This window comes from Sulfitobacter sp. PM12, from assembly GCF_045586035.1.
Lineage (GTDB): Bacteria > Pseudomonadota > Alphaproteobacteria > Rhodobacterales > Rhodobacteraceae > Sulfitobacter > Sulfitobacter pontiacus.
Window position 1 is genome coordinate 238,659 of the sequence record NZ_CP151534.1, and the last position, 16,767, is coordinate 255,425.

General features: G+C 57.7%; 16 protein-coding genes. 1 reads left to right on the forward strand and 15 read right to left on the reverse strand.

What is annotated here, in order from left to right; translation table 11 throughout:
- Positions 1-9: 9 nt before the first annotated feature.
- The 15 genes from AADW22_RS18340 to AADW22_RS18410 form a co-directional block, all read right to left on the reverse strand.
- On the reverse strand, positions 10-1,167 hold the full coding sequence (locus AADW22_RS18340) for an acyl-CoA dehydrogenase family protein (RefSeq protein WP_005848330.1): 1,158 nt from the start codon (positions 1,165-1,167) through the stop codon (positions 10-12).
- A gap of 51 nt (positions 1,168-1,218) precedes the next feature.
- Positions 1,219-2,043, reverse strand: a complete 825-nt coding sequence (locus AADW22_RS18345; RefSeq protein ID WP_407474910.1) for an enoyl-CoA hydratase-related protein — start codon at positions 2,041-2,043, stop codon at positions 1,219-1,221.
- 106 nt (positions 2,044-2,149) lie between these two features.
- Positions 2,150-2,929 carry an SDR family NAD(P)-dependent oxidoreductase gene (locus AADW22_RS18350; RefSeq protein ID WP_260005882.1) on the reverse strand — a complete coding sequence of 260 codons (780 nt, stop codon included), beginning with the start codon at positions 2,927-2,929 and terminating at the stop codon, positions 2,150-2,152.
- A 21-nt stretch (positions 2,930-2,950) separates the two neighbouring features.
- Positions 2,951-3,712: an SDR family NAD(P)-dependent oxidoreductase gene (locus AADW22_RS18355; RefSeq protein WP_407474911.1), complete on the reverse strand. Its 762-nt coding sequence runs from the start codon at positions 3,710-3,712 to the stop codon at positions 2,951-2,953.
- An 88-nt stretch (positions 3,713-3,800) separates the two neighbouring features.
- Positions 3,801-5,048: an acetyl-CoA C-acetyltransferase gene (locus AADW22_RS18360; RefSeq protein WP_407474912.1), complete on the reverse strand. Its 1,248-nt coding sequence runs from the start codon at positions 5,046-5,048 to the stop codon at positions 3,801-3,803.
- A gap of 233 nt (positions 5,049-5,281) precedes the next feature.
- Positions 5,282-6,586 carry a TRAP transporter large permease gene (locus AADW22_RS18365; protein ID WP_005848322.1) on the reverse strand — a complete coding sequence of 435 codons (1,305 nt, stop codon included), beginning with the start codon at positions 6,584-6,586 and terminating at the stop codon, positions 5,282-5,284.
- Positions 6,579-7,127: a TRAP transporter small permease gene (locus AADW22_RS18370; protein WP_407474913.1), complete on the reverse strand. Its 549-nt coding sequence runs from the start codon at positions 7,125-7,127 to the stop codon at positions 6,579-6,581. Before AADW22_RS18370 ends, AADW22_RS18365 begins: the two co-directional genes overlap by 8 nt.
- A 75-nt stretch (positions 7,128-7,202) precedes the next feature.
- Positions 7,203-8,360: a C4-dicarboxylate TRAP transporter substrate-binding protein gene (locus AADW22_RS18375; protein WP_168593030.1), complete on the reverse strand. Its 1,158-nt coding sequence runs from the start codon at positions 8,358-8,360 to the stop codon at positions 7,203-7,205.
- A 132-nt stretch (positions 8,361-8,492) separates the two neighbouring features.
- The gene (locus AADW22_RS18380; protein ID WP_407474914.1) at positions 8,493-9,653 is read right to left on the reverse strand and encodes an acetyl-CoA C-acetyltransferase; all 1,161 of its coding nucleotides are present in this window, start codon (positions 9,651-9,653) and stop codon (positions 8,493-8,495) included.
- Positions 9,654-9,691: 38 nt separating this feature from the next.
- Positions 9,692-10,483: an enoyl-CoA hydratase-related protein gene (locus AADW22_RS18385; protein WP_288960605.1), complete on the reverse strand. Its 792-nt coding sequence runs from the start codon at positions 10,481-10,483 to the stop codon at positions 9,692-9,694.
- Between the two features lie 35 nt (positions 10,484-10,518).
- On the reverse strand, positions 10,519-11,370 hold the full coding sequence (locus AADW22_RS18390; RefSeq protein WP_407474915.1) for a crotonase/enoyl-CoA hydratase family protein: 852 nt from the start codon (positions 11,368-11,370) through the stop codon (positions 10,519-10,521).
- Complete coding sequence (locus AADW22_RS18395) at positions 11,370-12,701, reverse strand: acyl-CoA dehydrogenase family protein (RefSeq protein WP_184584332.1); 1,332 nt, start codon at positions 12,699-12,701, stop codon at positions 11,370-11,372. The genes AADW22_RS18390 and AADW22_RS18395 overlap by 1 nt, the downstream gene beginning before the upstream one ends.
- Before the next feature lie 46 nt (positions 12,702-12,747).
- Entirely contained in the window at positions 12,748-13,140 is a 393-nt protein-coding gene (locus AADW22_RS18400) for a DUF6285 domain-containing protein (protein ID WP_407474916.1), read from the reverse strand.
- Complete coding sequence (locus tag AADW22_RS18405) at positions 13,140-14,150, reverse strand: phosphotransferase family protein (RefSeq protein ID WP_407474917.1); 1,011 nt, start codon at positions 14,148-14,150, stop codon at positions 13,140-13,142. The genes AADW22_RS18400 and AADW22_RS18405 overlap by 1 nt, the downstream gene beginning before the upstream one ends.
- Positions 14,147-15,715: a long-chain-fatty-acid--CoA ligase gene (locus AADW22_RS18410; RefSeq protein WP_407474918.1), complete on the reverse strand. Its 1,569-nt coding sequence runs from the start codon at positions 15,713-15,715 to the stop codon at positions 14,147-14,149. Before AADW22_RS18410 ends, AADW22_RS18405 begins: the two co-directional genes overlap by 4 nt.
- 398 nt (positions 15,716-16,113) lie before the next feature.
- Here AADW22_RS18410 and AADW22_RS18415 point away from each other — a divergent pair, with 398 nt between their 5' ends.
- Positions 16,114-16,758, forward strand: a complete 645-nt coding sequence (locus AADW22_RS18415; RefSeq protein WP_005848303.1) for a TetR family transcriptional regulator — start codon at positions 16,114-16,116, stop codon at positions 16,756-16,758.
- Positions 16,759-16,767: the final 9 nt, after the last annotated feature.

Below are 16,767 nucleotides of genomic sequence, written 5' to 3' on the forward strand. Positions count from 1 at the left end.
AACTAACCCTCAGCCTTTTTGACGATCATCCAGCCCAAGGCCGCGACCGATGATTTCACGCATGATCTCGGACGTGCCAGCATAGATACGGCTGATCCGCGCATCGACATAAAGCCGAGAGATTTCATACTCTTCCATATATCCAGCACCGCCGTGCAATTGCAGGCAGGCATCAATGATTTCGCCTTCGATCTCCGATGTGAACAACTTGGCCTGCGCCGCCATTTCGGCTGTGCATTCCCCATCTATATGGGCCATCGCACAATGATCGAGGTAGGCCCAGCCGACATCGAGTTTGGTGCGCGCATCAGCCATGACAAAGCGGCTGTTCTGGAAGGTGCCGACCGGTTTTCCGAAGGCTTTGCGCTCTTTGATGAACTCCATCGTGATCTCGAAAGCGCGTTCCGCACGGGCGAGATAGCCGTCCGCCCCCACCAGCCGTTCTTCGGCCAGATTGGTCATCATCAATTTGAAGCCATCTGTCCCATCGCCAACCAGATCCGATGCCGGCACCTTGACGTTATCAAAGAACAGCTCGGACGTATCCTGCGCTTGCAGCCCCATCTTCTTGAGGTTCTGACCCTTGGAGAAGCCTTCTGCCCCTTCTTGAACCCAGAACAGCCCGATAGAGCGCGGATTATCGGGGTCCGTTTTCGCGGCGATCAGGTAGAGGCCAGCAATCTGACCGTTTGAGATGTAGGTTTTTGATCCGTTGATGACCCAATGGTTCCCCTGCCTTTCGGCGCGGGTTTTGATCGCCGCAAGATCCGAGCCGCATCCCGGTTCGGTCATGCCGATCGCAAGAATGGTGTCGCCCGAAACGATCCCCGGCATGTACCGGTCGCGCTGATCGTCGGTGCCGAACTTTTGCAGATAGGGTGCCACGATGCGGTTGTGCAGCGTGATAAAGAAAGAGCTCTCCACCTTGCCCAGTTCTTCGTTGAGAACCATGTCAAAGCGGAAATCATCAAGGCCCATGCCGCCGTATTTTTCATCGGCAAACATCGCCAGAAAACCGTTGTCCCCAGCGGATTTCCAAGCTTCCTTGCTAACGTGTTTGTTCTGACGCCAGCTTTCAGCATGGGGGGCAACCTCGGCCGCGATCCATTTGCGAACACTGTCGCGAAACATATCGTGCTCTTCTTCAAAAATACGTCTTTTGATCATGGGACATCCCTCGTTGCTTTGATGGGTCTGGGCATCGGTGGCACAAACGGCTTAGCTATTCGTCCAGTTCGGCGCGCGTTTTTCGACAAAGGCTTTGACGCCCTCTTTACCGTCATTGGATTTCAGCACGACGTCAAATTCAACCGTGTTGCCTGCGAAGGCTTCGGGCAGACGCTCGATGTCTTCTTCAAGGGCGTTGAGCACCCGCTTTGACGCCCTGACGGCAGTCGGCGATACCAGCGTGATTTCCTTGGCGATTTCACGTGCGATATCCATCGCCGTTTCACCCTCACCTGCAACGCGGTTAATGATGCCTAGTTCGCAGGCACGGTCGGCTGTAATCGCACGGCCTGTCAGGATCAGCTCCATCGCGGCTTTACGACCAATCTGGCGCGTGAGACGTTGCACGCCACCCGCAGCTGCGAACAGGCCAACCTTCACCTCGGGCAGCGCGAATTTCGCATGGGCATCCGCCACGGCAATATCGGATGCTAGAACGATCTCGCATCCACCGCCCATTGCCACGCCATTCACCGCCGCGATAACCGGCTTTTCCCGACCCCAGCGATCAGTGAGACCGCCAAAGCCGCTGCTGGCGGGTTCAATATCCTGCCCTTCGCTTGTGGCTTTCAGATCGTTGCCCGAGCAAAAAGCTTTGTCCCCGGCCCCGGTGATGATGGCGACCCACAGATCCGGGTCCTGCTCGTATCCATCAAAGATATCGTGCAATTCCTGATGCGCCCCGCCGTGAAGAGCGTTGTAGCGATCCGCGCGATCAATCGTAATTTCAAGGATATGGCCGTCACGTTTGACCGAGATATAGTCGAAATCGCGCGCCCAGATATCCTTGGCATCTTTGGTTTTTACGTCAGTCATTCCATTCTCCATTTTCCCGCGGCGCAGTCAGGTTCCCACGTCGACTTTTGCAGTGCCGTGATGTGGCAGGAGGGACCGCCCCCTCCCCCAACGTCACAGCGGCCAATCAGCGCGGTGCCATCCTGATAGCACCATCCAAGCGAATGTCTTCGCCGTTCAGGTAGGGATTGCGCACCATTTCGAGAGCCAGAGAGGCATATTCTTCCGGCTTACCAAGGCGAGCAGGGTTGGGCACCATCGCCCCCAAGGATTGCCGAACGTTTTCGGGCAGGCTCATCAAAAGCGGCGTCTCGAAGAGACCGGGCAGGATTGTATTGACGCGAATATGCTCCGCCGAAAGGTCACGGGCGATTGGCAAGGTCATACCAACAATCGCGGCTTTCGACGCCGAATATGCGACTTGGCCGACCTGACCGTCCTCTGCCGCAACGGAAGCGGTCGAGATGATCGCGCCACGCTCTCCGTCCTCCGGGTCGAGGGTCATCATACCCGCGGCGGCCTTCACGGTGCAGATGAAGGTGCCGATCTGGTTGACCTCAATAATCTTGCGATATTCGGAGATCGGGAACTGGGAAATACCACCAGTTTTGCGATCCCGACCAGCGGTCTTGATCGCATTCCCGATGCCCGCGCAATTAACGAGAATACGTTCCTGACCGTTGGCCGCGCGCGCCTTGTCAAAGCCAGCGTCGACGCTGGCTTCGTCCGCCACGTTCACCTTGCAAAACACGCCCCCCAATTCAGCTGCAATGGTCTCGCCGGCTTCCTCGTTCAGGTCAAACAGTGCGACCTTCACGCCATGTGAAGCCAATGCACGCGCTGTGGCAAGCCCCAGTCCGGAGGCACCCCCTGTGATGACTGCCGAGATCGAGTTATCAAGTTTCATTCGCGTTCTCCGTAAGTTATCTCAAAGGGCATTGATGCTATGACCGCCATCCACGGTTATGGTCGCGCCGGTCATGTAGCTGTTCTGTTTGGCCGCCAGCATGAGCAATGGAAGATTCAATTCTTCCATGGCCCCAAACCTGCGTTGCGGAATGCGCGCAGCCATGCGGTTCCCCGCTTCGGATCCCAGAAAATCCGCATTCAACTCTGTCTGGAAATAACCCGGTGCCAATGCATTGACTCGAATGCCGTCACGCGCGACCTCAATCGCAAGCGATTTGGTCATATGAATAACACCGGCCTTGGTTACCGCATACGCCCCTGATTTGAGCGCAGTTCGCGATGCTGTAATTGACGCAATGTTAACGATGGCCCCGGCTGTCTTCTCTTTGCGAAACATTGCGACAGCCTGTTTGGACACACGCCAGACCCCGCTCAGGTTGACATCTATCAACTGCTGCCACTCGTCTTCATCCATATCGGCAAGCCAAGAATTCTGACCGATACCCGAATTGTTAATAACGATGTCACAGGGTGGCATATCCGCAAACGCCGCCTGAACCGCTTCGGGGGAGCCCACATCCATTTGAACAACCTGGACATCGCGCCCCATCGCACGCAATGGCGCTGCGACCTCCTCCAGCTTGTCTGTGCGTCGTGCTGCGAGAACCAGATCAGCCCCTTGCGCCGCAAGAACAGAAGCAAAATGTGCGCCTAAGCCGCTCGATGCTCCTGTGACCAGCGCTCTGTTTTGGCTCAAGTCGATACTTAAGGGTGGGGTCATTCTAGGTCTCTTCTTGGGGTCGTCTCGTTTCGAGGGAGCGAAAACTTGCAGAGGGCGATCATGACCAGCCCTCTGCACGGATAAAGGCTTACACCCGCTCGATGATGATTGCGGGGGCCATGCCACCGGCCGCACACATCGTGATCAGGCCATACCGACCACCAGAACGCTCTAGTTCATCCAAGGCAGTACCGATCAGAATGGAACCGGTCGCACCGATAGGGTGACCGAGCGCCATCGCGCCGCCGTTGATGTTCACCTTGGAACGGTCGAGCTTGAGATCCCGAATGAACTTTTCCGCAACCACGGCAAAGGCTTCGTTGATTTCATAAACGTCGATATCGTCAGTGGTCAGACCCGCTTTCTCCAGAACCTTGCGTGCTGCCGGAACAGGAGCGTTCAACATCAACGTCGGATCGTCGCCGATGTTCGCCGTCGCCACGATGCGCGCGCGTGGCTTCATGCCTGTCTTTTTTACATAGCCTTCGGACGCCAGCAAAAGTGCCGCCGCGCCATCCACAACGCCAGAGGAATTCCCCGCATGGTGGATGTGCTGCATTTTCCCCTTCAACTCAGGATAGCGCGCATAAATCATGTCACCGTAGGTTGTCCCCTTGTCATCGATCGGGAACTCCATGAACTTGTCGAAAACCGTGTTGAGGGTCGAAAGAGAGTCAAGCGTGGTGCCGGGACGCGGGAATTCTTCCTTGTCCAAAACCAGTTCGTCGGTCTCGGGGTCGCGCACTGGTACGATAGAGCCGTCGAAACGACCTTCGGCGATGGCTTTGGCAGCGCGTTCTTGGCTCGTCACGGCCAGCTGATCTGCTGCAGCGCGATCAATGCCTTCAATCGTCGCGATGGCGTCTGCACTGCAACCCTGCTGGGTCTGCGGGTGCTTCGCTCGCAGGCTCAGGTTGCCCGCGTCCATCATAAAGGGTTTCTTCGGGTCAGCGATCTGCCCGGTATAGCTCATCATTTCGGTGCCGCCCGCGATGACGACATCCTCCATCCCTGACATGATCTGGGCTGCAGCCAGCGAAACCGTGGTGATCCCGGAGCCGCAGAAACGGTCAAGCGTGACGCCTGACGCTTTGACGTCATAGCCCGCATCCAGCGCCGCCATGCGACCAAGGTCGCCGCCCTGCTTGTCTTTTTGCGTACTCGTACCCCAAATAATGTCATCCACATCAGCTGTGTTCAGATCGTTGCGATCCCGCAGCGCGGCTAGGACAGTGGCCCCCAAGTGTTGAGGATGCAGGTGCGCGAGCGCGCCCTTCCCGACCTTCCCAACACCGCGAGGGGTGCGGCAAGCGTCAATGATATATGCTTCAGCCATTGAGGGTTTCCTTCTCTAAAGTTCGGCCGGCGCGCCGCCTGCCGTTTGCTTCGCGCCCAGTTCACCGCCGCCTAAGCCGACAGTTAAATTCACTTATTGCAGGCTTCTCACCACAACGTTAATTAGTCAAGTAGTTAATTAAGTTAACTGCGCGAATAGTCTGTTAATTATAACGCCGCCTCGTTCACAAAGTGAGGCGACACAATAAGTGTTGCGTGGGAATTTGGTGCGTCTCACTTCATGATTTCGGGCAAGAATAGTGTGATTTCAGGCCAGATCGCCAGCACCGCCAGCACCACTAGGTCCATAAGGATAAACCACATCACGCCACGGAAAATCTGGGTTGTTGTGGCAATATTTCCGACGACACCCTTGATGACAAAAATATTCATCCCGATTGGGGGCGTCACCATCCCGATTTCCAGGAGTTTGGTGAGCACGATCCCGAACCAAAGCAGTGACCAATCGGCGTCCTGCACGATCGGCAGAACAATCGGCATCGTCAGCAGCATCGCGCCAATCGGCTCGAGAAACATACCAAGAATGAGATAGACCAATATGATGCCAAAGAGGATCATGGCCGGATTGGCCGATAATCCGATGATGGAGTCTGACAGGTAATCTCCGGCACCTGACAGGGTCAGAAATCTTGTCAGCAATGTCGCGCCAACGCCGATGACGATCAAGGCAGCAGTCGTAATCATCGTCTCCTCAACGGCAAGCCGGAAGCGACGCCAATTCAGTGTCCTGCGGGCCAGCCCCACCAGGCATGAAAGGAACGCGCCAATCGCGCCAGCCTCTGTCGGAGTGAAAGCACCAGAGAAAAGCCCACCAAAAATCCCGATCATGACCACGACAATCGGCCAGGTATCTTTGAGCGCCGAAAGTCGCTCTGCCCATGAGGCGCGAACCCCTACGGGTGCCATAGCTGGATTAATTTTGACCCGAACCAGAATGACCACGCAGTAACCAATCGCCGAGATCACCCCCGCAGTGATGCCGCCCAGAAACAACTGCGGCACTGATACCTGTGCGATGACACCATACAAAATCAAGATGATCGAGGGCGGGATCAAGGCTCCGATGGTGCCCGCGACGGCAACTGTGCCTGTCGCAAGTTCGGCATTGTAGCGCGCGCGCATCATCTCGGGCACGGCAATACGCCCCATTGCCGCGGCACATGCCACGGACGACCCGCATACTGCCGCAAAACCTGCAGAACCAAAGACCGCCGCAATGGCAAGCCCGCCCGGGAGCGCTGACGTCCATACCCTTGCGGCCCTGAACATCCCTTGGGTCAGCTCAGCATGATAACAAATAAACCCAAGGAGCAAGAACATGGGGACCGAGCTAAGCACCCAGTTTGCGGAAAACTGATAGGGCATGACCGCAAGCGCGCCCCAGGCAACCCTCCAGCCCAAAAGAACATAGAGCCCGCCGAAGCTTACCCCGATCAAAGCAACGCCGATAGGAACGCGCAAGGCAATCAGGACAAACAAAAGCCCCAAGCCACTGAGACCAATACCGATATCATCCATTTGCAAGCTCCTCCGCTGGCAATTCGCCATTCATGTCAGGGCCAAAAGTAGATTGTGCGCCTCTGGCAATCGCCTGCGCACGCCATAGCGCGGTTACAGCCATCAAACCGCAGCCCAAAGGCAGCGCGAAATAACTTGGCCACACAGGGATGGTCAGCGACCCTTGCTGGATTGCCGCGCTGATTTCCATTTTGTGAATAGCTTCTATCCAGGTACGAACCGTGACGAACCCGAAAACAATCGCAGCCAGAAACGCGGCGATCGCGGCCAGCCCGCTTTGAACATTGCGCGGCATCAGCTCGGTGAAGACTTCGACAGAAACATGGGCATCGCGCGATTCAGCCACCGCCAGCGAACAAAAGCCAAGTATCACCATGTAATAATGGGAAACGATAGTGATCGTACCTCTGATCGGCGAATTGAAAACAAACCGCAAAACTACATCGGTCGTAATGTGCAACATCATGAGCGTTACGCAGATGATGCCGACCAGTCCCATTACCGAGACCAACGGTTCGAGCACGCGTTGAAAAAGCTTCATTCGAGCCTCACTTATCTGTGGGATGAAGATTGCTGCACCGTCGGAAAACGACGTACCGTCGGTGCAGCAGATCGCTTACTGCCCGTAGGTCGATACATCGACCTTCGACAGAACTTCGGTCCAGTAAAGATCGGACAGCGCATCAGCATCCTGTACGTCTTTCACCAAACCAACCCATTTGGTCATGAGCTCACGCACCTTCGAGACACTTTCTTCACCGCCCGTAACGCCACGCTCGGCGTAGATGTCAACGACGTTCGAGATGTCTTCGTTGATCCACTCGACGCTTTGCGTGCGCAAACTTGCTTCTGCCTCGTGGAAAGTGATCCCCTGTTCCTTGGCCTTGGCAATGTTGTCTCGTGCCTCACCATAATAGGCCCAGTTCATTTCCGCCGCCACGACGGCAGACCCTTTCAACATCGCGGTTCTGCCTGCGTCATCAAGGCCAGCCCATGTATCGGCGTTCACATTTGTAAGACCTGATACAAAGGAAGACCCCGGCAGGTTTGTCGTGATGTCTGTCGCCACATCAATAAAGCTGAAGTTCGTCAGCTCCGACGCTGATGATGCGGTACAGTCAATGACGCCCTGGTTCAGCGCCTCGAAAGTCTCGTTGATCGAAATGGAGACGGGCGTGGCCCCCATCGCCTCGATCCAGCGGCTCCAGAAGGCACCAGGCGTGCGGATACGAGCACCCTTCAGATCCTCGGCCGAAACGACCGGTTTTGTGCACTGCAGCATGTAGGGGGGTGTCCCCGCACCCGCTGTGTAAACGTGGTTCTGGGCCGCAAACTCGCTCAAGCAGTCGCCACAGTTGAACATGACGTATTCCATGATCGCGCCGGTGAAAGCAAAGGCCATCCGATCAGGGTCGCCTTCCACCACTTCACTAAAGCTAGCCAGCTCGGTCACGAAGTTTGTATTGGGGAATTCGGATAGGAAATACGGTGTCAAAACAGTTGTTATGTCGGCAATCCCGTCACGTACACCCGATGTCGACTCCAGAAAGTTAAGCAAAGACAGTGGGAAAACCTTTACCGTGACGTCGCCGCCAGATGCCTCTTCTACGGCATCAGCATAGGTCTCGATCGCCTCTGTCGGCAGCGCGCCCGGGGGCCAGCCAATCGCATAGCGTAAATCGCGTGCCTCGGCCGATGTCGAGAATGTGCCCACTGATGCTGCTGCAAGAACCAAAGCAGACGCGCTGCTTTTGAACAATTTAGAAAACTTCATTTAACTTCTCCCTTTGATTTTCAGTAAGTCGTCGGTTTTCCCCGACTTGTTGGTGACTGTCTGTGCCCCGAAGCGACGCAGCGGAGCGGTCATTCGGCTGAGATACTCCACGAACCGCAGCCAGAATTTAGCTTAAAGCGCTTCGACGATGGTGACGTTCGCCAGCCCGCCGCCCTCGCACATGGTCTGCAACCCGTAGCGTTTTCCGCGGGCGCGCAATCCATGCACCAATGTCGCCATCAGCTTGGCACCCGAAGCGCCCAATGGGTGACCCAGCGAAATGGCCCCGCCGTTGACGTTCAAACGATCAGGGTCGGCACCTGTGTGCTTGAGCCAAGCAAGAGGGATCGAGGCGAAGGCTTCGTTAACCTCGTAAAGATCAATCTCGTCGATCGTCATGCCTGCGCGGGCCAAGGCGCGATCGGTGGCGAAAAGCGGCTCTTCGAGCATGATTACCGGATCGCCACCCGTTACCGTCATGGACCTGATCCGTGCGAGGGGGGTCAGCCCGTGGGCCTTGACCGCCGCGGCACTGGCAATCAGAACCGCCGAGGCACCGTCGCAAATCAGGCTGGCGTTGCCGGCGGTGATCACGCCGCCCTCTTTCAGCGTCTTCACGCCGGCCAGCGCCTCCATCGAGGCGTCGGCACGGATGCCCTCGTCCGTCCGGTGCATTTCGCCATTCTCGAGCTCAAGGGGCACGATCTCTTGGTCGAATGCACCTGCTTCGGTCGCCTTTGCCGCACGCTGATGGCTCAGCAAAGCAAATGCATCAAGATCCTCGCGGCTGAAGTTATGCTTGCGCGCAATCGCTTCGGCGCCGGAAAACTGGCTAAAGGCCACGCCGGGATATTTGGCGTCAAGACCCGGCGACTTGGCCGAGCCGGGCTCGAAGTTTCGCGTGAAGACGCCTGTGGTCCCCATCGGTACCCGCGACATGGATTCAACGCCCGCAGCAATCACCAGGTCCTGAGTGCCGGACATGACGGCCTGCGCCGCAAACTGGATCGACTGCTGGGAAGAGCCGCATTGGCGGTCAATCGAAACCGCCGGTACGCTTTCGGGCAGGGACGAGGCCAGCACCGCATTGCGACCGATATGCAAACCTTGTTCGCCACTTTGACCGACGCAGCCCATGATAACATCCTCAATGGCAGCGGGATCAATGCCGGTATTCTGCACCGTGGCGTCCAAAACGCGCGCGGCCAGATCCACGGGGTGCCACCCGGACACCTTGCCGCCACGACGGCCACCAGGGGTGCGCAATGCAGAACAGATATAAGCTTCGGTCATTTTATTACCTTCCTTTAGGTAGGGCGCAGAACGCCTGCTTAGCCGCCGAAACGCGCGGCACGCTTTTCCATGAATGCCGCGACACCTTCGGCAAAATCAGGGTGATTGCCCGCGTCGCGTTGTAGAACACGTTCCAATTGCAGGGTTTCGGTGAAACTGGAATCCGCCGCTGCCCATGCAGATTGCCGGGTCAGCGCCAGTGCACGGGTTGGCCCGTCCGCCAGTTTTTGCGCAATCTTCATCGCTTCCGCCTCGACAACGTCATCCTCGAACAACCTGGTGATCAGGCCCCACTCAAACGCCTTTTCCGCCGGTAGTTTTTCTGCAAGCATCATCAATTCCATTGCCCGCACCCGTCCAACCGAGCGCGTCAAAAACCACGCTGCGCCGCCATCGGGAACCAGCCCGATCCGCGCAAAGGCCTCAAGAAAATAGGCCGATCGACCGCAGGTGATGATGTCACCCGACATCGCCAGAGACGCACCTACCCCCGCCGCTGCACCGCGCACCGCTGTGATGAAAGGCACTGGCAAGGTCCGGATCGTTTCAACCAAGGGGTTGAAGGCGTCCTCTAGTGTTTGACCTGCATCCAGTTCCCCGTCACCGGGGGCAAGATCGCCGGACAGGTTGGCCCCAGAGCAAAATCCGCGCGCTCCGCCCGCCAGAATGATGCAACCGGAAACCTTGGCCTCGGCACGCAACACTTCGCGCAGGGACAGGGCCATCGGCGTATCCATGGAATTCAACGTCTTGGGGTCATTCAGGCGCACCGTGCTGACACGCCCCTCGCGGGTGACTGCGAGACGGTCATCAAGAGTAGAAGTTGTCATCGGCAGGGCTCCTTTAATTTCGGGGATCGGGTTGGCTATTGCCATTTCGGCGCCGACCAATCGGGAAAGATGTCGGGCAAATCTGTACTGACCTTGTCGGGAAAAACCGCCGGACGCTTTTCCGTGAAACTGCGCACACCCTCTGCGGCATCGGCGGAGGCGCTTCGCAGTTCAATCGCAAGGCTGTCGACGCGGTGCGCCTGCATTGGGTGATCGGCGCCCAACATCCGCCACATCACCTGACGTGTCAGAGCGACAGAAACCGGGGCGTTGTTTGCGCCTATTTCCTCGGCTAGTTCCTGCGCGGCCCCAATCAGATCGGCGGGTTTGTGGACCGAGCGGACCAATCCGGCGGAAAATGCTTCCTGCGCATCAAAGATGCGACCCGTCGTGCTCCATTCCATCGCCTTGGAGATACCGACCACACGCGGCAGAAACCACGATGAACAGGCCTCTGGCACAATGCCACGGCGGCTAAAGACGAAACCGAATTTGGCATCCTCGGAGGCAAGCCGCATATCCATCGGCAACTGCATCGTGGCACCCACGCCGACAGCCGCGCCGTTGACGGCGGCGATCACGGGTTTGAGGCTGTCAAAGATGCGCAAGGTCAACAGACCGCCGCCATCGCGCACGATGCCGTCGCCTATCTTGCGCTTTTCCACATCCACAAAGCCCTTGGTCCCGCCGGAAATATCCGCACCGGCACAAAACGCCCGGCCCGCCCCGGTCACCACAACAGCGCGGACCGCGTCATCTGCATCGGCCACATCGAAGGCGTCGATAAGCTCTTGCATCATCTCAATCGTGAAGGCGTTCAACTTTTCCGGCCGATCGAGGGTGAGCGTCATGACCCCGCCCGTCAGATCAGTGCGTACAACAGCCATCAGTTCTCTCCCTTTAGCGGGGCCGCAACGCTGCGCGGCGTCGGATCGGGAATGTTGCCGCGTCGGGGGCCAAGGTAACCGAACAGCCATGCGCCGACTTTTCGCATCTGGATCTCTTCTGCGCCTTCGGTGATGCGGTAGCGGCGGTGATGACGGTAGATATGTTCGAACGGTTTGTGCCGGGAATATCCGATGCCGCCATGAATTTGCATGGCGCGGTCCGCGGCCTCGCAACACAGACGGTTGGCCTGATAATTGCACATGCTCACCTTGTCAGACAGTTTCTTGGCGACCTCGGGGTGTGGCATGCGGTCCATCTCCCAGGCTGTCTTGCGGATGAGCTGGCGCAGCATTTCTGCCTGCGTGGCCAATTCGACCAAGGGGAACTGGATCGCCTGATTTGCGGCCAGCTCTTTGCCAAATGGTTTTCGGGCGCGGGCATAGCGCACGGATTCCTCGATACAATATACCGCAGCCCCCAGCGAACTCGCCGCCTGCCGGATGCGGTTTTCATGCACAAACGCCTGCGCCAGCGCCAAGCCGCCGCCCTCTGGTCCGAACATCAGATCATCCGGCACCCAGACGTCGTTGAAACTGATCCGCGGATGATCGGTGGGCATGTTGAAGGTCCAGAGATATTCCTCGATCTTCAGCCCCGGTGTCTGGGCAGGAACCAAGAAAGCGGTGATCCCATCCGCCGCGCCATCTTCGCCAGAGGTGCGCGCGAAGGTGACGCAGTGGGTCGCGGTGTGCATCCCTGTGGTCCACATTTTTTCACCGTCAATGCGCCAGCCGGATTTGCCATCGCGGGTCTCGCGCACAGCACGGGTTTCCATATGCGTGGCATCCGACCCATGCGCTTCCTCGGTCAACCCGAAGGCCATGCGGATGTCGCCGCTCAGCGCGCCCGAGATAAATGTCTGCTTTTGCGCTTCTGTCCCGAAATCGCGTAGCATGACGATGACCGGAAAATTGCCAATTACCGAATGCTCTGACTGCAGGTCGTTGAACAGCCCCAGCCCCTTGGCGGCCATATGCTCGCGCACGACGGCCATGGCCAGATTGCCGCCGTCCTGCCCGCCGAATTCCGCAGGCAGGGAAAAGCGGTACAGCCCGGCCTTGTCGGCGCGGCGGACGGCCTCGGCCATCAAGGCTTCCCACTCGGGCCGGGGCAGCCCGCCGTTTTCAAAATCCGTGCGCGCGTATTCCCGGCGATGGTCGAAAAACCGTTCGTTATCGTCCTCGGCCTGCAACGGTACGATTTCTGCTTCGATAAACGTATCAAGGCGGGTCACAAGATCGGTAATTTCAGAAGGTAGATCAAAGTTCATCTGCGGGTGTTCCTTGTGTCGATTGGCGGCGGCTTTTGTTGGTCTGCTACGGCAACCCTCGCCTGCGCTGCGCCAATGCCCGCAAGCGGGCTGCCGCGGAAAACTCCGGTTGATCGATGTCGATCTTGTTCAGCGTGGTTGCGATCAACAGGTCCGACAGCCCCGGCGTCGATAGATCCGTTTCGCCATTTTCGATCTGTGCGCAAAGACGCGCGGTCAACGCGTCCAGCCCGCCCGTGGCACCCACCAGCGCCGACAGCATCCGGGCTTCCTCGCTTTCGGACGGTTCCGCCCCGATCTGGCGCCGGACAAGTTCAACCACGCCTGCCGCGACCTTGGCCTCGAACCGGGCATGCGCAGGCAGTGCATCCGCAGCGGTGCCACGCAGCCATGCAGCAACGGCCGTCAAAATCGCGTCGGGGCTTGGCTGGTCCTGCATCATGCGGCCCCTTCCAGCAGATGAAGCAATAATATCGCTTCTGTTTCCGAGGCGCGCCGCGCGATCACATGACGTTCCACGCTGGTGTCAGTACCTTCGCGCACCCACGCGGCCATCTCTTCGATGATGACACCCCACCGCAACGCCGAGAGTATTTCCCACCACCGCACCGTAGCCGGATCGACAGGATCGCCCCCTGCCGCTTCATACCCTGCAAACAAATCCTCGCGACGGCCCAAACCGCCAACGGGATCGGTATTACCAAAGCGCCAGCTTTCCATGCAAAGCCAACCCATGTCGGCCATCGGATCACCGATATGCGCCAGTTCCCAATCCAGAACACCGCGTATCCCTTCAGGACCAAACATCAGATTGCCCATGCGGAAATCCCCATGCACCAACTTTGGCCCGCGCGGCTCTGGCGCATTTTCGGCCAGCCAGCGCAGCGCAAGCGAAAAGACAGGGCGCGCGGCACCAAATGCGCGGTGTCGATGGCCAAGATCATCCAACACCTCGCGCGGAGACAGCACGGGAATGGGCAGGCCAGTCGGGTCGCTCTGGTGAATTCTCGCCAGAATTTTACCGGCCTGACGGGCGAACTTCGCCCGCGCCGGGGCATAGCTGTCGTCGCGCAGGATGCGATGGGGCAGCGCCTCCCCGTCGATGCGCAGCATGACAAAGCCTGCGCCGATGCCGTCATCTGGCGTCAGCTCATGTTCGATCTGTGGTGCGGGCACGCCTGCTGCAGCCACGCGTTTGATCACTCGGGCTTCGGCCGCCATGCCGATGCCGGTGCCGCCCGACCGCGCCGCGGCAGGTTCGCGGCGCAAGATCAAGTGGTACCCCTGCCCACCATCCATCTGAAAAGACCAGGTTTCCTGGCTGGCCCCGCCCGATAGCCGCCGCAGCCCCTTGATACCCTGCGCCGCAGGATCGAGGGTGGGCACCAGCCGCGCCAATCCGTTCTCGAGGGTCGTCTGAGGATGCAAGATGTCTTGTGCTGCGTTCAATTCACCTGCCGCTCGCGGCCCTCCCAATAGGGCGCGCGCAGGTCGCGCTTAAGCAGCTTGCCGGACGCATTGCGCGGCATCACGTCGATGACGTCAATCGCCTTGGGACATTTGAATGCAGCGAGCTTACCGCGCATCCAAGTCAGCACTTCTTTCTCGTCAAGGGTTGCATTGGGCTTGAGCGTCACAACCGCCCGAACGGCCTCGCCCCACTTGGGGTCAGGCACGCCAATCACCGCTGCCTCACTGATGGAGGGATGCGCATATAGCGCGCTCTCCACCTCGGCAGGGTATACATTTTCGCCGCCGGAAATGATCATGTCCTTGATGCGGTCGTGGATGAACAGGTAGCCGTCCTCGTCAAGATAGCCCGCATCGCCCGACAGCAGCCAACCGTCGTCGCGCAGCGTCTTGGTCGTCGCCTCCGGGTTCTTCCAGTATCCCAGCATATTTGCCGGTGCCCGGACGGCCACTTCGCCGATCTCGCCAGCTTTGACGGGCTTGCCGTCTGGGTCGAAAATAGCGATTTCACACCCCATCGCGGGCCGTCCGGCGCTACGCATCCGCTCGGATCCCTCGGGCACGTGGTCCTCTGGTGGAAGTATCGCAATCGTGCCCGTCGTCTCCGTCATGCCGTAACATTGGATAAACTGGCAACCAACGACTTCGATGGCCTCTTTCAGTAGCGGCAGGGGCATGGGCGCAGCACCGTACATCACGGTTTTGACGCAAGAAAAATCGACGCGCTTTGCTTCTGGGTGCTGGATGACGATCTGCAAGGCAGCAGGCACTACGAACAGCTTTGAAACGCGCTCTGTGTGGATTGCATCAAGGGCCGCTACAGGGTCAAACTCTCGGAGGATGACACTGGTACAGCAGTTCACAAAGGCGATTGTCCAAAAACCAATGCCGCCGATATGCGCCAAGGGCATCGCAACAAACCCAATATCCTCGTCGTCCCAGTGGTCATAGATATGTTTGACGGCCAGGGAGTCCAGTTTCGGCTGTAGCAAGTTACTGTGGCTCAGTAGCACGGCTTTCGGCACACCTGTGGTGCCGGATGTAAACAAAACCATAGCCGGATCATGCGTTGAAGCGCGGTCAACAACAGGTTCGCTCGACTGAGCATCACGCCATGCCTCGTATGTTTCCCAAGGTCCATCGCCCTCCTCCATAGCGAGGATCTGAATGTCCGGAAGTGCTGCGCTGATTTCCTTGATCGCTTCCGAGAACTCAGGCCCGAAGAACAGCATCTGTGGCGGGTATTGGCGTAAAATCTCGATAATTTCGGCAGGCGCAAGCCGCCAGTTCAAGGGCGCGAACATCCCACCGACGCGCGTCGCGCCGATGAAAATCTCGAAGACGTGGTCGCAGTTTTTCCCAAGGTAAGCGACGACTTTGGCGTCGCCCGCGTCCAAGCCGTGTGCAACCTGATCGACGTGACGATCAAAATCCTTGAAGGTCGTATCGCGCCCTTCAAACCGATTGCAGATCTTGTCAGGTGCGCGCTGTGCAGCGCTTCGTGCGACCGCGCTAATCGAGCTCATTGCCTCTGGATCAATCATCTCGTCTCCTCCCGACGTTACCGACATCCTCATGGCCCGGCGGACGGTACCGCGCTGCGACACAGCCTTCTTGGTATGCGAAAACGTCGCGCTTAATTACCAATCGTGATGGGCGACCTCCCAGACCAAGCACATCACATAGGCATATTAGCTACGCAGTTAAGTTGCGCCTGTAAAGTGATAATTGTGTAGTTAATGAGGTTTTTAAGACCATGCGCCACCGCTATAAAGAACAGTAATATCACAAACTCTCATGCGATCCCCCAGCCGATCTCGTCGCAAAGGAGGCGGGACTGGCAAGCTTCAATGGCTTCTTGGCTTGAAGTGCGACCGAATCGTCCGTGACATTCTGATCGGCACTGAGTAATAAGGTTCTACCTACAGGAGTTAGTTGAGCAATGAATTCAAAGGTAGCCGCAGTCACCGCACCACTCGAAGAACGTGCGTCAACAAGAGATGATTTGCTCACCGCCGCAAGCGAGCTCATGTGTGAACGGGACACCTTGCTGGTGCCCATTATCGATATTGCGGCGAAGGCTGGGGTGAACTCTGCTTTGGTGAAGTATTACTTTGGCAACAAAAGCGGCTTGATGCGCGCCCTTCTTCACCGAGATCTGGCGGAAGCGGTCACCCAGCTTGAAGCCTTGGTCGAGATGGACATGCGCCCGACCGCGAAGATGCGGTACCACCTCTCCGGTCTCGTCAACATGTACTTCAAATACCCTTACTTACAGCGCCTGCTGACCGCGACGATGCGCGACGAAACCGAAGAAGTCAGACGGACCATGATAAAGTCGTACATCGAACCGATCCATGACGCCTACAAGCGGATGATTTCCGAAGGTGTCGCGGCAGGAGAGTTCCAGTCTGTCGACTACAAGTTTTTCTACTTCATCGTCATCGGGGCATGTGACCAGATATTCTCGTCCCGAGAAGTGCTGAACTATATGCACGGCGTCGATAGAATTGATGACGACATACGCCGCTCCTATACGGAGCAGATGATCGCGGTCATCTTGGGCGGCCTAATGGCGCGTAGCTGATATCGCGGA

Bases quoted from the DNA above. Each gene is read 5' to 3' on its own strand.
- AADW22_RS18340 (WP_005848330.1), bottom strand. From the start codon at position 1,167: ATGATCAAAAGACGTATTTTTGAAGAAGAGCACGATATGTTTCGCGAC.
- AADW22_RS18345 (WP_407474910.1), bottom strand. From the start codon at position 2,043: ATGACTGACGTAAAAACCAAAGATGCCAAGGATATCTGGGCGCGCGAT.
- AADW22_RS18350 (WP_260005882.1), bottom strand. From the start codon at position 2,929: ATGAAACTTGATAACTCGATCTCGGCAGTCATCACAGGGGGTGCCTCC.
- AADW22_RS18355 (WP_407474911.1), bottom strand. From the start codon at position 3,712: ATGACCCCACCCTTAAGTATCGACTTGAGCCAAAACAGAGCGCTGGTC.
- AADW22_RS18360 (WP_407474912.1), bottom strand. From the start codon at position 5,048: ATGGCTGAAGCATATATCATTGACGCTTGCCGCACCCCTCGCGGTGTT.
- AADW22_RS18365 (WP_005848322.1), bottom strand. From the start codon at position 6,586: ATGGATGATATCGGTATTGGTCTCAGTGGCTTGGGGCTTTTGTTTGTC.
- AADW22_RS18370 (WP_407474913.1), bottom strand. From the start codon at position 7,127: ATGAAGCTTTTTCAACGCGTGCTCGAACCGTTGGTCTCGGTAATGGGA.
- AADW22_RS18375 (WP_168593030.1), bottom strand. From the start codon at position 8,360: ATGAAGTTTTCTAAATTGTTCAAAAGCAGCGCGTCTGCTTTGGTTCTT.
- AADW22_RS18380 (WP_407474914.1), bottom strand. From the start codon at position 9,653: ATGACCGAAGCTTATATCTGTTCTGCATTGCGCACCCCTGGTGGCCGT.
- AADW22_RS18385 (WP_288960605.1), bottom strand. From the start codon at position 10,483: ATGACAACTTCTACTCTTGATGACCGTCTCGCAGTCACCCGCGAGGGG.
- AADW22_RS18390 (WP_407474915.1), bottom strand. From the start codon at position 11,370: ATGGCTGTTGTACGCACTGATCTGACGGGCGGGGTCATGACGCTCACC.
- AADW22_RS18395 (WP_184584332.1), bottom strand. From the start codon at position 12,701: ATGAACTTTGATCTACCTTCTGAAATTACCGATCTTGTGACCCGCCTT.
- AADW22_RS18400 (WP_407474916.1), bottom strand. From the start codon at position 13,140: ATGCAGGACCAGCCAAGCCCCGACGCGATTTTGACGGCCGTTGCTGCA.
- AADW22_RS18410 (WP_407474918.1), bottom strand. From the start codon at position 15,715: ATGATTGATCCAGAGGCAATGAGCTCGATTAGCGCGGTCGCACGAAGC.
- AADW22_RS18415 (WP_005848303.1), top strand. From the start codon at position 16,114: ATGAATTCAAAGGTAGCCGCAGTCACCGCACCACTCGAAGAACGTGCG.